This window comes from Shinella sp. G-2 (assembly GCF_050172695.1).
Lineage (GTDB): Bacteria > Pseudomonadota > Alphaproteobacteria > Rhizobiales > Rhizobiaceae > Shinella.
Window position 1 is genome coordinate 53,726 of the sequence record NZ_JBBEYH010000008.1, and the last position, 14,675, is coordinate 68,400.

Sequence of the window (14,675 nt, forward strand, 5' to 3'; positions counted from 1 at the left end):
GATCATGTCGACATTCGAATTCTTCCTGCAGGGCCTTGCCATCGCGGTTCAGCCGATGAACCTGCTCTATGCGCTGATCGGCGTGACGCTCGGCACCGCCGTCGGCGTGCTGCCCGGCATCGGCCCGGCGCTCACGGTCGCCCTCCTGCTGCCGGTCACCTACAAGCTGGACCCCGCCGGCTCGCTGATCATGTTCGCCGGCATCTATTACGGCGGCATGTATGGCGGCTCGACCGCCTCGATCCTGCTCAACACGCCCGGTGAAAGCGCCTCGATCGTCACCGCGCTCGAAGGCAACAAGATGGCGCGCGCCGGCCGCGGCGGCCCGGCGCTGGCGACAGCCGCCATCGGCTCGTTCGTCGCCGGCCTCATCGCCACGCTCGCCCTCGCCTTCATCGCCCCCTACATCGTCAAGCTCGCGCTGGTCTTCGGCCCGCGGGAATATTTCGCTCTGATGGTGCTCGCCTTCGTGACGGTCTCCTCCGCCTTCGGCGACTCGACGCTGCGCGGCCTTACCTCGCTCTTCGTCGGCCTGACACTGGCGATCATCGGCATCGACCAGTTGAGCGGCCAGACACGCCTTTCCTTCGGTATTCCCGATCTTCTGGACGGGGTGGAAGTGACGACGCTGGCGGTCGCGATGTTCGCCATCGGCGAGTCGCTCTATATCGCCGCCAAGGGCGATTCCGAGCCTGACAAGGTCGAGGCCGTCAAGGGATCGGTCTGGATGAACGCGGCCGACTGGGCGCGCTCATGGAAGCCCTGGCTGCGCGGCACCGCCATCGGCTTCCCGATCGGCGCGATGCCGGCCGGCGGCGCCGAGATCGGCACCTTCCTGTCCTATGCCACGGAAAAGCGGCTGAGCAAGCATCCGGAAGAGTTCGGCAAGGGCGCCATCGAAGGCGTCGCAGGACCGGAAGCGGCCAACAATGCCTCGGCCGCCGGCACGCTCGTTCCGCTGCTGACCCTCGGCCTTCCGACATCGGCGACAGCCGCGATCATGCTCGCCGGCTTCCAGCAATACGGCCTGCAGCCCGGCCCGCTGCTGTTCGCATCCAATCCGCAGCTCGTCTGGGGCCTCATCGCCAGCCTGCTAATCGCCAACTTCATGCTGCTGGTCCTGAACCTGCCGCTGATCGGTCTGTGGGTGAAGCTGCTGACCATTCCCAAGCCCTGGCTCTATGCCGGCATCCTGGTCTTCGCGACGCTCGGCACCATCGGCGCCAATCCGTCGGTCTTCGAGCTCGGCATGCTGCTCGCCTTCGGCCTGCTCGGCTTCGCCATGCGCCTCTTCGGCTATCCGATCGCGCCCGTCGTCGTCGGCCTGATCCTGGGACCGATGGCCGAACAGCAGCTCCGCCGCGCGCTGGCCATCAGCCAGGGCGACGTGACGGCGCTCTTCATGTCGCCGATCGCCGTCTTGCTCTTCGGCCTCGCCTTCCTCGCCATCGTCGTGCCGCTCATCCTGCGCGCCCGCGGCAGGGGCGAAGTCCTCTCGCAGCTCGCGGCAAACGAAGACTGACTTTCCCTCGACGCTTGAAAGCAATGCAGGTCGGAAACCCCGCGTTTCCGGCCTGCATCCGTTGCATGGCTGGGCTGAGATTCCATCGGTTGTTCTTTCCCGCCCGAGGCACCATCTTGTGCTCGTAAGCTAAAACAGAAAGCGAGCAATCCAATGACCACCCTCCGCAACTCCTTCGCCCAGGGCTTCTTCGGCCGGGCCTTCGCCGTACTGAGCGCTGCCAACGCAGCCGCCGCGGCTGTCGAAGGGCACCGCCGCCCGAAGGAACGCGACCTGAAGACGCTCGGCATCGATCCGGCCGGCTTCCCCCGCGTCTAACGCGATCCAGAGAATTCCCCAATGAAAAGGCCCGCTGGTCGCAAGACCAGCGGGCCTTCTGTATTTTGAGCTTGTGCTTGTCTTCCGCAGAAGAAGGCCGGCCGCTATTGCGGCCGGCCTCAGACGGGATCAGGCGTTCTTGCCGAGCTGGGCCGCCACGCGATCGCCGGCATGCGGCGCCTCGTGAAGACCCTCAGCCCGTTCGCGCTTGTTGTAGCGGATCGAGGACCACAGTGAGATGCCGATCAGCGTCGCGCCGCCAAGGCCGGTGATGACCTCGGGAATGTGCACCAGCGTCTGGAAGTACATCACGACCGAGAGGATCAGGATCGCGTAGAACGCGCCGTGCTCCAGGTAGCGGTATTCGGCCAGCGTGCCCTTCTCCACCAGCATGATCGTCATCGAGCGCACATACATGGCGCCGATGCCGAGACCGATGGCGATGACGAAGAGGTTCTGCGTCAGCGCGAAGGCGCCGATGACGCCGTCGAAGGAGAAGCTGGCATCGAGCACTTCAAGATAGATGAAGGCGCCGAGGCCGCCCTTGGCCGCTTCCGACATCGCCTTCTGCGAGGCGTCGAGCAGACCGCCGACCACTTCCACCGCAAGGAAGGTGAGAAGGCCGTAGACCGCGGCATGCACGAAGGTATTGGCCGCCTCGCCCTCGAGCAGGTTCGAGAAGATGAGGATCAGCGCGAGGACGAAGGCGATCTCGATGCCCTTGACCGTCGCCGAGCGGGCCATGTGCTTCTCGATGAAGCCGATCCAGTGCACGTCCTTCTCATGGTTGAAGAAGTAGGTGAGGCCGACCATCATCAGGAAGGTGCCGCCGAAGGCGGCGATGGGCAGATGCGCGTCGTTCATGATGCGGGCATATTCCGCAGGCTCGCGCGCGGCGAGGATGAGCGCCTCGATCGGGCCGATGCCGGCGGCGATCACGACGATCAGCAGCGGGAAGACGATGCGCATGCCGAAGACGGCGATCACGATGCCCCAGGTCAGGAACCGGTGTTGCCAGACTGGCGTCATGTCCTTGAGCTTGTTGGCATTCACGATGGCATTGTCGAAGGAGAGCGAGATCTCCAGCACCGCGAGAACGGCACAGATGAAGAAGACGGTCGCCATGCCGGAAAGGGTTCCGGTGGTCTGCCAGCCCAGCCACGCGCCAAGCGCGAGGCCGATGACCGTCGAGATGAGTGCCCATTTGAGATAGGAAAGGGTGGTCTTGCCTTCGCCGTTGCCGATCATGACAGAACCTCCAGGCTGGAGGTACGGGAAGTGAGATTGCGCATACCACGACGGGCATGCGGGTGAGGCATGGTCAGGATGTTCATGTGCGTATGAATCCGCCGGCTAATTTGCTGGCGGTACCGACATCACGAGAGCGCCGTAAAAACTCTCGCCAGAGGGGCCCGGCACCAGGGTTCACCGCGGCAACGATGTCAAAGGGCCGCGGATGGCATGTGTTTTCACCGAAGTTGCCGTCCGCGTCAAGAGGCAGCATGCCGCAGCCCCCTCAACGCGGCGGGAGCCAACCGGTTCCCGTATTTTTGTCAGCGCCCTGTACCGATGCCCCTTCCCCTTCCTATATTCGCTGCACAGTGATTTGCAGAAAGGACAGCCCATGACCGAAACGCGCATCGATCCCGCCATCGATCTCGCCCTTGTCGAGTGGAGCGGCCTCAACGGCCTGCCGCGTTTCGACCGGGTGAAGGACGACGCCTTCGCGGCCAGCTTCGATGCGGCGCTTGCGGCGCATGAAGCCGAGATCGACGCAATCGCGGGCAATGCCGAACCGCCGACCTTCGAGAACACGGTCGTGGCGCTCGAAATCGCCGGGGACGAACTCTCGCGCGTCTCGGCCCTCTTCTGGAGCCGCGCCGGGGCCAACACCAACGATACGATCCAGGCGCTGGAGCGCGAGATCGCACCGAAAATGTCGCGGCACTATTCGAAGATCGGCACGAACGCCGTCCTCTTCCGGCGCATCGACACCCTGTGGGAAGGCCGCGCGGCGCTGAGCCTGTCGCTGGAACAGACCCGCGTGCTGGAACGGCACTGGAAGGGGTTCGTGAAGTCCGGCGCCAAGCTCGAAAAACCCCAGCAGGATCGGCTGTCGGCCATCAACGAGACGCTGGCCGGCCTCGGCGCGAAATTCGGCCAGAACGTGCTCGCCGACGAGAAGAGCTGGGCGCTCCTCCTCGACGAGGGCGAAGCGCTCGACGGACTGCCGGACTTCCTGAAGGACGCCATGGCCGCCGCCGCACGCGAACGCGGCGAGGACGGACGCTATGCCGTCACCCTGTCGCGCTCGATCATCGAACCGTTCCTGACCTTCTCCGCCCGCCGGGATCTGCGCGAACAGGCGTTTCGCGCCTGGGTGGCGCGCGGCGAGAATGCCGGCGACACGGACAATCGCGGCATCGTCAAGGATACGCTGGCGTTGCGCGCCGAAAAGGCCGGCCTGCTCGGCTACGCCAACTTCGCCGCGCTGAAGCTCGACAACACCATGGCCAAGACCCCTGAGGCGGTGAACGGGCTTCTCATGCAGGTCTGGGAAAAGGCCGTGGCGCGGGCGCGCGAGGAGGAGGCGGAGCTTGCCGCCCTTGTCGCCGAGGAGGGCCGCAACCACGAAGTCATGCCCTGGGACTGGCGCTACTATGCCGAAAAGCTGCGCGCGAAGAAGTTCAACTTCTCCGAGGCGGAGCTTAAACCCTATCTCCAGCTTGAAAAGGTCATCGAGGCCTGCTTCGACGTCGCCGAACGGCTCTTCGGCATCCATGCCATCGAGAAGAAGGACGTGCCGGTCTATCACCCGGACGTGCGCGTCTTCGAGATCCGCGACCGGGAAGACCGGCTCGTCGCCATGTTCCTCGGCGATTACTTCGCCCGCGCGTCCAAGCGCTCCGGCGCGTGGATGAGCTCCTACCAGAGCCAGCACCGCCTGCCGCTGAAGAACGGCGCCATTGGCGAACTGCCGATCATCTACAATGTCTGCAACTTCGCCAAACCCGCCGAAGGCAAGCCGGCGCTCTTGTCGCTCGATGACGCGCGCACGCTCTTCCACGAATTCGGCCATGCCCTGCACGGCATGCTCTCCGATGTCACCTATCCCTCGGTATCCGGCACCGGCGTCTCGCGCGACTTCGTGGAACTGCCTTCCCAGCTTTACGAGCACTGGCTGACGGTACCGGAAATCCTCACCCGCTATGCCGTGCACTATCAGACGGGCGAAGCGATGCCGCAGGCGCTGCTCGACAAGGTGCTCGCCGCACGCACCTTCAATTCCGGCTTTGCGACGGTGGAGTTCACCTCCTCCGCGCTGGTCGACATGGCCTTCCATACCGAGGGCGCGGTGGAGGATCCGATGGCCGTGCAGGCGGCGGTGCTGGCGCGGATCGGCATGCCGAAATCCATCGTCATGCGCCACGCGACGCCGCACTTCCAGCACGTCTTCTCGGGTGACGGCTATTCGGCCGGCTACTATTCCTACATGTGGTCGGAAGTGCTGGACGCCGACGCCTTCGCCGCCTTCACCGAGACGGGCGACGCCTTCAACCCGGCGATGGCCGAGCGTCTGAAGACCTATATCTACGCCGTCGGCGGCTCCGTCGATCCGGAGGATGCCTACAAGGCCTTCCGCGGCAAGCTGCCGAGCCCGGAGGCCATGCTGGAAAAGAAGGGCCTCGCCGCCTGACGAAAAAAGGCCCGCTGCCGTCTCCGGCAGCGGGCCTTTTCATTCACGGAAGCCGATCAGCCGCGCTTGTTGCGGGCGGCGAGCGTGCGCAGGCGCAGCGCGTTCAGCTTGATGAAGCCGGCGGCGTCCTTCTGGTCGTAGGCGCCCTGGTCGTCCTCGAAGGTGACCAGCTTGTCGGAATAGAGCGACTTCGGCGATTCGCGGCCGGTGACCATGACATTGCCCTTGTAGAGCTTCAGCGTCACTTCGCCTTCGACATGCTCCTGGCTGCGGTCGATCAGCGCCTGCAGCATCTCGCGCTCCGGCGAGAACCAGAAGCCGTAGTAGATCAGTTCCGCATAGCGCGGCATCAGCTCGTCCTTGAGGTGGGCTGCGCCCCGGTCGAGCGTGATCGATTCGATGGCGCGGTGCGCGGCGAGCAGGATCGTGCCGCCGGGCGTCTCGTAGACGCCGCGCGACTTCATGCCGACGAAGCGGTTTTCCACGAGGTCGAGACGGCCGATGCCGTTGTCGCGGCCGTAATTGTTGAGGGTCGCGAGCAGGGTCGCCGGCGACATGCGCACGCCATTGATGGAGACCGCGTCGCCGCGCTCGAAGCCCACCTTGATGACGGTCGCCTTGTCGGGGGCGCTCTCCGGCGAGATGGTGCGCATGTGCACGTATTCGGGGGCTTCGATGGCCGGGTCTTCCAGAACCTTGCCCTCGGAGGACGAGTGCAGCAGGTTCGCGTCGACCGAGAACGGCGCTTCGCCCTTCTTGTCCTTGGCGACCGGGATCTGGTGCTGCTCGGCGAATTCGAGCAGGTGCGTGCGGCTCTTGAACGTCCAGTCGCGCCACGGCGCGATGATCTTGATATCGGGGTTCAGCGCATAGGCCGACAGTTCGAAGCGGACCTGGTCGTTGCCCTTGCCCGTCGCGCCATGCGCGATGGCGTCCGCGCCGGTCTTCGCGGCGATCTCGATGAGGTGCTTGGAGATCAGCGGACGCGCGATCGACGTGCCGAGCAGGTAGACGCCTTCATAGACCGCGTTGGCGCGGAACATCGGGAAGACGAAATCGCGCACGAATTCCTCGCGCACGTCCTCGATGAAGATCTCCTTGATGCCGAGCATCTCGGCCTTCTTGCGGGCCGGCTCCAGCTCTTCGCCCTGGCCGAGGTCGGCCGTGAACGTCACGACTTCCGCGCCGAGTTCCGTCTGAAGCCACTTCAGGATGATCGAGGTGTCGAGGCCGCCGGAATAGGCGAGCACGACTTTCTTCACGTCTTTATGTGATGCCATGATGATGAGGTCCGTTGCATGAAGGGCCGCAGCAAACCCGCGAAAGCCCGGTATCGCGGCACTTTTAGCGAGATTGTCGCGTGACGCAAGGGCGCAGCCCGACGGTTCCTGACGCAGCCGGGTTTGACCCTGCCGGGGAAGACCCCATATTCGGTTGCGTGGACCAGGGAGGGTGATCCCATGACGACCGTTTCAGACATCATCAAGCCGGGCAATGTCGCTGTCATTACAGGCGGCGCGTCCGGCATCGGCCTTGCCGCCGCAAGACGTTTCGCCGAAGCCGGCATGTGCGTCGCCATTGCCGACCGCAGCGTGGATGCGCTGGGCGAAGCCCGCGCCGAACTCGAATCCATCGCCGGCGAGGCGAATATCATGGCCGTGGAGACGGACGTCGCCCATCGTCATGAGCTGGAAGCACTGGAGCGGGCCGTGCTGCAACGCTTCGGCCGCGTGCATGTTCTGATGAACAATGCCGGCATCCAGCCCGATACCTCGATCTTCAGCGCCGAGGCCAACTGGGACCATATCCTCGCCGTCAACCTGATGGGCGTCCTGCACGGCACGCAGGTTTTCGGGCCGAACATGCTGGCGCATGGCGAACCCGGCTTCATCATCAACACCGGCTCCAAGCAGGGCATCACCACACCGCCCGGCAACCCCGCCTACAATGTCTCCAAGGCCGGCGTGAAGGTCTTCACCGAAGCGCTCCAGCACGAGCTGCGCAACACCGAAGGCGCAAGGCTCTCCGCCCATCTGCTGATCCCCGGCTTCGTCTTCACGGCGCTGACGCGGGGCGAGCGCACGGAAAAGCCCGATGCCGCCTGGACGCCGGCGCAGACGGTCGACTTCATGATGGAAAGCCTCGAGCGCGGCGACTTCTACATTCTCTGCCCGGACAATGACGTGTCCCGTGCGCTCGACGAACGTCGCATGGCCTGGGCCATCGGCGACGTCATCGAGAACCGCCCGCCTCTCTCGCGCTGGCACAAGGACCATGCGGAGAAATTCCGGGCCTTTGTCGAGGAAACGTGACCGCCCCGCCGCGATACCATGCTCGGCCTTGCGCCGAGTGTGGCGTCGGGGACGATGGATGGTCATGACGGGGAGAAGCCTCCCCGCATCCATCGACTGCGCGTAACAGCCCATCATAGACTTTGATTGGTAATTCCCCGAAAGCCGGATAAAAATCCTCTCATCTTCCCCGGTTTCGAGACCCTTTGCCATGGACTTCCTGCCCACGCTCCCGACGCTTCTCGCCTTCACGGCCGCAAGCCTGCTGCTGGCGATGACGCCCGGTCCCGACATGACGCTGTCCATCAGCCGGGCGCTCTCGCAGGGCCGCGGCCCGGCCCTCTATGTGGTGATCGGCACCAGCCTTGGCATCGTCGTGCACACGCTGCTGGTCGCCTTCGGCATTTCGGCGCTCATCACCGCCTCGCCCACCGCCTTCATGATTCTCAAGACCGGCGGCGCGGCCTATCTTCTGTGGCTTGCCATCCAGGCGATCCGCTACGGCTCCAACCTTTCCGTCAAGGCGGCGACCGGTCCGCGCGGCACCGCGCTCGCCAACATTTCCACGGGCTTCTGGGTGAACCTGCTCAATCCCAAGGTCATCATCTTCTTCATGACCTTCCTGCCGCAGTTCATCTCGGCCGGCGATCCCGGCATCACCGGCAAGCTGGTCTTCCTCGGCCTGTTCTTCATCGTCGTCGGCATACCGGTCAACGTCATCGTCATCCTCGCCGCCGACCGGCTCGCAAGCTGGCTGCAGCAGAATCCGAAGGTCCTGCGCGGCATCGACTATACCTTCGCCGGCGTGTTCTCGGTCTTCGCGATGAAGATCTTCTTCACGCAGGCGCGATAGGCCCGCTCACAGCCGGAAACGGTAGTGCCCGGTGAGGGGATAGGCGAAGAGCACATCCTCCAGCCGCGCACCGGCGCCGATATTGTGCACGAGAAGCGGTCGCGCGCCGTCGGCGCTGCGCTCGTCCGTCGCGATGCCGATATGCGGCAGGTTGCCGGGCAGCATTTGCGAAACGATATCGCCCGGCCGGTAATCGGCTCCGTCCTCGCTGACGGCGAGCGCGGCGCCAGCCCGCTTGAAGAAGGTCTGAAGGTTCGGCACCCGGCGATGGTCGATGTTGCGATCCGTTCTCTTCAGGCCCCATAGCGCCGGATAGGCCGAGAAGGCGCGGCGCATGTCCTCATGCACCAGAACCTGCAGGTCGACGGCGAGCCCGTCGCGATAGGCGCGCACGATGACATCGGTGCAGACGCCGCGCTCGCGCGGCACGTCGCCGCCGGGATAATCAAGCCGGGAATAGGCGGGATCGTAAGTGAGCGTGACGCCGACCTGGCGGCGCGCCGCGGCCACGAGCCTCTGCGCGGCATCGGCCCTCGCCGTCGCGGGCAATGCGAGAACAAGACCGGACGATAGACCGCCCGCCAGGAAATGCCGTCGCCGCATGCGCCCTCCGAAAATCCGACCCGCAAAGGCTGCGGGCGGATTCGGGCGCTTTGTGGGCGTCAGCCGATCAGCAGCGCGTCGTCGTCGAGCGTCTGGCCGCGCATCTTGCGGAACATGGCGATGAGGTCTTCGACCTGCAGCGTCTTGCGGCTGTCGCCGACGACGTCCAGCACGATCTCGCCGCCATGCAGCATGACCGTGCGGTGGCCGTAATCGAGCGCCTGGCGCATCGAATGCGTCACCATCAGCGTCGTCAGCTTGCGCTCGGAAACGATCTTCTGAGTGAGGGTCATGATGAACTCGGCCATGCCGGGATCGAGCGCCGCCGTATGTTCGTCGAGCAGCAACACGTCGGAACCGGCAAGCGTCGCCATGACGAGCGAGACCGCCTGCCGCTGGCCGCCGGAGAGCAGGTCCATGCGGTCGCGCATGCGGTTTTCAAGGCCGAGATTCAGTTCCGCGATGCGCTCGCGGAAATGCCCGCGGCGCTGCGGGCCGAGTGCCGAGGAAAGGCCGCGCCGTTCGCCGCGACGGGCGGCGAGCGCCAGGTTCTCCTCGATGGAGAGCGCGCCGCAGCTGCCCGTCAGCGGGTCCTGGAAGACGCGGGCGACGCGGCCGGCCCGGGCAGCGGTGCCCTGACGGGTGACGTCCGCCGTGCCGATCTTCACCTGTCCCTCGGTCGCGATGACGTCGCCGGCGAGAACGCCGAGCAGCGTCGACTTGCCCGCGCCGTTGGAGCCGATGACGGTGACGAACTGGCCTTCCTCGATGGTGAGGCTGACGCCGTTCAGCGCCTGCTTCTGCAGCGGCGTGCCCTTGCCGAAGACGACCTTGATATCGGAGACGGAGATCATCAGGCGGCTCCCCCGCGGCGAAGACGCGGCAGGACGAGCGCCACGGTGACGAGCAGCGCCGTCACGAAATTGAGGTCGGAGGCCTGCAGGCCGAGCACGTCGGAAGACAGCGCGAGCTGGATGGCGATGCGATAGAGGATCGAACCGAGCACGCAGCCGATCAGCGCCATGAGAATGCCGCGCGCACCGAACAGCGTTTCGCCGATGATGACGGCGGCGAGGCCGACGACGATGGTGCCGACGCCCGACGTGACGTCGGCAAAGCCGTTGGTCTGGGCGAAGAGCGCGCCGCCGAGGGCGACCAGCGCATTGGAGAGCGCGATGCCGAGATAGATCTGCCGGTTCGTGTCGACGCCCTGCGCGCGGGCCATGCGGGCATTCGCCCCCGTCGCGCGCATGGATAGGCCTGCATCGCTCTCCAGGAACCGCCAGACGACGATGACCGCGACGACGACGAGGATGCCGACGAAGAGCGGCCGGACGTAGAAGTCGCGCAGGCCAAGGCCATAGAAGGGGCTGATCATCGTCTCGGCATTGATCAGCGCGACGTTCGGCTTGCCCATGACGCGCAGGTTCACCGAGAAGAGCGCGATCATCGTCAGGATCGAGGCGAGCAGGTTGAGGATGCGGAACCGCACGTTCAGCATGGCCGTGACAAGGCCGGCGACGGCGCCCGCCGCCATGGCGACCAGCGCGGCAAGCCAGGGATTGAGGCCCGCGATGATCAGCACGGCCGCGACGGCCGCGCCGAGCGGGAAGGACCCGTCGACGGTGAGATCGGGAAAATCCAGCACGCGGAAGGCAAGGTAAACGCCGATCGCGACGAAGGCATAGACCAGCCCCAGTTCGACGGCACCCCAGAAGGCAATCAGGCTCACGGCTCTCGGCTTTCTTTGTTCCCCATTCCGCGTCTCGCGGGATGGGCCTTTCTAACAGATCAACCGCCGCCGGGCGATCCGGCAGCGGTTGATTCCGATCTCACATGTCCGGCAGGGCCGGGATTATTCGATCACGCGGGTCGCGCGGCCGACGACGGCTTCCGGCAGGGTGACGCCCATCTTGGCGGCGGCGCCCTTGTTGACGACGAGATCCGTGCCGGCGGCAACCTTCACGGCGATGTCGCCCGGGTTCTCGCCCTTGAGGATGCGCACGACGATTTCGCCCGTCTGCTTGCCGACGTCCTTGTAGTTGAAGCCGAGTGCCGCGATGGCGCCGCGCGAGACGGAGTCCGTGTCGGCGGTGAAGAGCGGCAGCTTGGCTTCCTCGGCAACGGCGACCGCGCCTTCAAGGGCGGAGATGATCGTGTTGTCCGTCGGAATGTAGATCGCATCGGCGCGGCCGACGAGCGCACGGGCGGCGCCCTGCACTTCGGCGGACTTGGTGGCGGCGGATTCGACGACCGTCAGGCCAGCCTTCTCGGCTTCCGTCTTCAGCACGGCGAGCAGCGAAACGGAGTTCGCCTCACCCGAATTGTAGAGGTAGCCGATGGTCTTGACGTTCGGCAGGATTTCCTTGATCAGCGCCAGGTGTTCGGCGACCGGCGACAGGTCGGAAAGGCCGGTTACGTTGCCGCCCGGCTTGTCCATGTCGGTGACGAGCTGCGCGCCGAGCGGATCGGACACGGCCGTGAAGACGACCGGGATGTCCTTCGTCGCGGAAACGACGGCCTGCGCGGACGGCGTGGAGATCGGCACGATGACGGTCGGGCCTTCGCCGACGAACTGGCGGGCGATCTGCGCGGCCGTCGCGGGGTTGCCCTGCGCGGACTCGTAGAGGAACTTCAGGTTTTCGCCTTCCTTGTAGCCGGCCGCTTCCAGCGCTTCCTTCACGCCGTCGCGGGCGGCGTCGAGCGCGGGATGTTCAACGATGGCGGTCACGGCAACCGTGACGTCTTCCGCCTTGGCGGGCATCGAAATCGCAAGGGTCGCCGCAACGGCGAGAAGAAGATGGCGCATGAAAGGTCTCCCTAGAATGATTTTAGGCTGTTTCTAGGCAAAACCGCCGTTCAGATCAATTCTCGGAAAGCGCTTCATCAATCACATTTTCTGATAGGAAGCGCCGGTCAGGCAGCAGGTCTTCGGCGGGCGACAAACCCCGGAGTGGTCACGGCATCGGCCCACCTGCTCGCCTCCGCCATCCAGGCCTTGAACCGGCACGACGGAGGAGAGGCGGAAGAACCTCAGTCGTCCTCGCCGTGGCCGACGATCATCATCGCCTCGAAGGCCATGCGTTCGACCTTGCGCATGCGCTCGGATTCCGACTTGAGCTGACCGCAGGCGGCGAGAATGTCGCGGCCGCGCGGCGTGCGGATCGGCGAGGCATAGCCGGCCTGGTTGATGAAGTCGGCGAAGCGCTCGATCTGTTCCCAGTCCGAGCACTGATAGTTGGTGCCCGGCCAGGGATTGAAGGGAATGAGGTTGATCTTCGCCGGAATGCCCTTGAGCAACTGTACGAGCAGCTTGGCGTCTTCGAGCGTGTCGTTGACGTCCTTCAGCATCACATATTCGAAGGTGATGCGGCGAGCGTTCGACAGGCTCGGATAGGCGCGGCAGGCATCGAGCAGGTCCTTCAGCGGATACTTCTTGTTGATCGGCACCAGCATGTCGCGCAGTTCGTCGCGCACCGCATGCAGCGAGATCGCCAGCATGACGCCGATCTCCGAGCCGGTGCGATAGATTTCCGGCACGATGCCCGAGGTCGACAGCGTAACGCGACGCTTGGAGAGCGACAGGCCGTCGCCGTCCGTGGCGATCAGCAGCGCCGTCTTGACGCTTTCGAAATTGTAGAGCGGTTCGCCCATGCCCATCATGACGATGTTGGACACCTTGCGGCCTTCGGCGGGCACGATGGCGCCGGCCGGCGTGTCGCGGTCCGGAAAATCGCCCAGTCGATCGCGGGCGAGCAGCAGTTGCGAGAGGATTTCCTCCGCCGTCAGGTTGCGCACCAGCTTCTGCGTGCCGGTGTGACAGAAGGAACAGGTGAGCGTGCAGCCGACCTGGCTGGAAATGCACAGCGTGCCGCGGCCCTCTTCGGGAATGTAGACGGTCTCGATCTCGACGGGCCGGCCGGCGCCGCGCGCGGGAAAGCGCAGCAGCCACTTGCGCGTGCCGTCATTGGAGATCTGCTCGTCGACGATCTCCGGCCGCGCGATGGTGAAATGCGTCTTCAGCATTTCGCGCATGTCCTTGGAGACATTCGTCATGTCGTCGAAATCGGAGACGCCGCGCACGTAGAGCCAGTGCCAGAGCTGGCTGACGCGCATCTTCACCTGCCGCTCCGCCACGCCCTTTTCGACGAGGGCGCGCCCCATGTCCTCGCGGGAAAGACCGATCAGCGACGGCTTTTCGGCGGTCGGGATGCTGCGGACGACCGGTGTCTTGACGGTGTCCGCCGTGTTGAGAAAATCCATGCTTGCCATCGGCTCGTCCTCAAGAACAGGAAGCGCCGGCGCAGGCTTTTGCGCCGCTCGCGGTCCATGCTCGACTGAAGTTCATTGTTGGGCCAAAAAGCGCCTGTCGCTACGGCGCAGGCCCGGTTGCCGGCCCTTTAGCATTGTTCCACCGGAAAGTCACCTGCCTTGCCGGTGCAGACCGCGCGCAGGCATGTCCGCAGCCAGCGATGCGCCGGATCGGCGTCCATGCGCGGGTGCCAGAGCATGGAGATGGTATAGGCCGGCAGATCGAACGGCAGGTCGAAGGTCGCCATGCCTTCGCGCAGCCGCGCCGTCGACCGTTCGGAAACCTGGGCGATCAGGTCCGAGCCACGGGCGAGCGTCAGCGCCTCGGAAAAGCTCGCGACCGTGACGGCAATGGTGCGCGCAAGACCGAGATGACCGAGCGCCTCGTCCGCCGGACCAGAATCGCGCTGGCGGCGCGAGACGACGACATGGGTGCCGGCCGCATAGCGCTCCGCCGTCATCGGGCTGTCCAGCAGCGGATGGCCCTCGCGCACGACGCCGACGAAGCGATCACGGAAAAGCGCCTGCGTCATCACCTCCGGCCCGGTCGTATCGCCGATCACGCCGGTTTCCAAATCCACCGAGCCATCGCGCAGCGGCGTGCTTTCCTTGTCCGGCTTGGACACGAAGCGTAGCCGCACCCGTGGCGCGTCCCGGGCGACGCGCGCCAGCAGCGCCGGCCCGAACGTATCGACGAAACCCTCGCGGTTGCGCAGGGTGAAGGTGCGCTCCAGGCGCGCAAGGTCAAGGATCTCCATCGGCCGAAGCAGCGCCTCGGCTTCCCGCAGCACCCGGCCGACATCCCCTCGCAGCTCCGCCGCCCGCGGCGTCGGCACCAGTCCGCGCCCGGCGCGTACCAGCAGCGGATCGCCGGTCGCCTCGCGCAGACGCGCCAGGGCACGGCTCATTGCCGAGGGGCTGAGCCGCAGACGCCGTGCCGCGCGCGCGACGCTGCCCTCGGCAAGAAGCACGTCGAGCGTGACGAGAAGGTTGAGATCGGGGCGGGTCATGCACGCAATCTAGCATGCCGCCGTTAAACTGACATGGCGTTTCATGCACGAATAGAATGCAAACCATGCG

The 14,675-nt window shown here is 65.2% G+C and carries 13 protein-coding genes; 5 read left to right on the top strand and 8 right to left on the bottom strand.

What is annotated here, in order from left to right; all coding sequences use genetic code 11:
- Positions 1-4 precede the first annotated feature (4 nt).
- Both V8U06_RS15065 and V8U06_RS15070 read left to right on the top strand, forming a co-directional pair.
- Positions 5-1,522, top strand: a complete 1,518-nt coding sequence (locus tag V8U06_RS15065) for a tripartite tricarboxylate transporter permease (protein ID WP_427141348.1) — start codon at positions 5-7, stop codon at positions 1,520-1,522.
- Positions 1,523-1,675: 153 nt separating this feature from the next.
- A complete protein-coding gene (locus V8U06_RS15070) occupies positions 1,676-1,840 on the top strand; it encodes a hypothetical protein (protein ID WP_226921787.1) in 165 nt (54 codons plus the stop codon).
- Between the two features lie 129 nt (positions 1,841-1,969).
- On the opposite strand, the gene V8U06_RS15075 is transcribed toward V8U06_RS15070, so the two are convergent.
- Complete coding sequence (locus V8U06_RS15075; RefSeq protein WP_226921786.1) at positions 1,970-3,088, bottom strand: DUF475 domain-containing protein; 1,119 nt, start codon at positions 3,086-3,088, stop codon at positions 1,970-1,972.
- Positions 3,089-3,464: 376 nt separating this feature from the next.
- Between V8U06_RS15075 and V8U06_RS15080 the strand changes: the two genes are divergently transcribed.
- Positions 3,465-5,537, top strand: a complete 2,073-nt coding sequence (locus V8U06_RS15080; RefSeq protein WP_427141349.1) for a M3 family metallopeptidase — start codon at positions 3,465-3,467, stop codon at positions 5,535-5,537.
- A gap of 56 nt (positions 5,538-5,593) precedes the next feature.
- Here the strand turns inward: V8U06_RS15080 and V8U06_RS15085 are convergent, their stop codons facing one another.
- A complete protein-coding gene (locus tag V8U06_RS15085) occupies positions 5,594-6,817 on the bottom strand; it encodes an argininosuccinate synthase (protein WP_226921784.1) in 1,224 nt (407 codons plus the stop codon).
- Positions 6,818-6,997: 180 nt separating this feature from the next.
- Here V8U06_RS15085 and V8U06_RS15090 point away from each other — a divergent pair, with 180 nt between their 5' ends.
- Together V8U06_RS15090 and V8U06_RS15095 are read left to right on the top strand one after the other, a co-directional pair.
- A complete protein-coding gene (locus V8U06_RS15090) occupies positions 6,998-7,849 on the top strand; it encodes an SDR family NAD(P)-dependent oxidoreductase (RefSeq protein WP_427141350.1) in 852 nt (283 codons plus the stop codon).
- Between the two features lie 190 nt (positions 7,850-8,039).
- Complete coding sequence (locus tag V8U06_RS15095) at positions 8,040-8,681, top strand: LysE family translocator (RefSeq protein ID WP_427141351.1); 642 nt, start codon at positions 8,040-8,042, stop codon at positions 8,679-8,681.
- A 6-nt stretch (positions 8,682-8,687) separates the two neighbouring features.
- On the opposite strand, the gene V8U06_RS15100 is transcribed toward V8U06_RS15095, so the two are convergent.
- The 6 genes from V8U06_RS15100 to V8U06_RS15125 all read right to left on the bottom strand — a co-directional run bounded on the left by V8U06_RS15100 (position 8,688) and on the right by V8U06_RS15125 (position 14,605).
- Positions 8,688-9,284: a DUF1287 domain-containing protein gene (locus V8U06_RS15100; RefSeq protein WP_427141352.1), complete on the bottom strand. Its 597-nt coding sequence runs from the start codon at positions 9,282-9,284 to the stop codon at positions 8,688-8,690.
- Between the two features lie 59 nt (positions 9,285-9,343).
- A complete protein-coding gene (locus tag V8U06_RS15105; protein WP_427141353.1) occupies positions 9,344-10,138 on the bottom strand; it encodes an ABC transporter ATP-binding protein in 795 nt (264 codons plus the stop codon).
- Positions 10,138-11,016: an ABC transporter permease gene (locus tag V8U06_RS15110; protein ID WP_226921779.1), complete on the bottom strand. Its 879-nt coding sequence runs from the start codon at positions 11,014-11,016 to the stop codon at positions 10,138-10,140. The genes V8U06_RS15105 and V8U06_RS15110 overlap by 1 nt, the downstream gene beginning before the upstream one ends.
- Before the next feature lie 123 nt (positions 11,017-11,139).
- The gene (locus tag V8U06_RS15115; RefSeq protein ID WP_226921778.1) at positions 11,140-12,093 is read right to left on the bottom strand and encodes an ABC transporter substrate-binding protein; all 954 of its coding nucleotides are present in this window, start codon (positions 12,091-12,093) and stop codon (positions 11,140-11,142) included.
- A gap of 224 nt (positions 12,094-12,317) precedes the next feature.
- Complete coding sequence (gene rlmN / locus V8U06_RS15120; RefSeq protein ID WP_226921777.1) at positions 12,318-13,556, bottom strand: 23S rRNA (adenine(2503)-C(2))-methyltransferase RlmN; 1,239 nt, start codon at positions 13,554-13,556, stop codon at positions 12,318-12,320.
- A gap of 128 nt (positions 13,557-13,684) precedes the next feature.
- Positions 13,685-14,605: a LysR family transcriptional regulator gene (locus tag V8U06_RS15125; RefSeq protein WP_427141354.1), complete on the bottom strand. Its 921-nt coding sequence runs from the start codon at positions 14,603-14,605 to the stop codon at positions 13,685-13,687.
- Between the last annotated feature and the right edge of the window lie 70 nt (positions 14,606-14,675).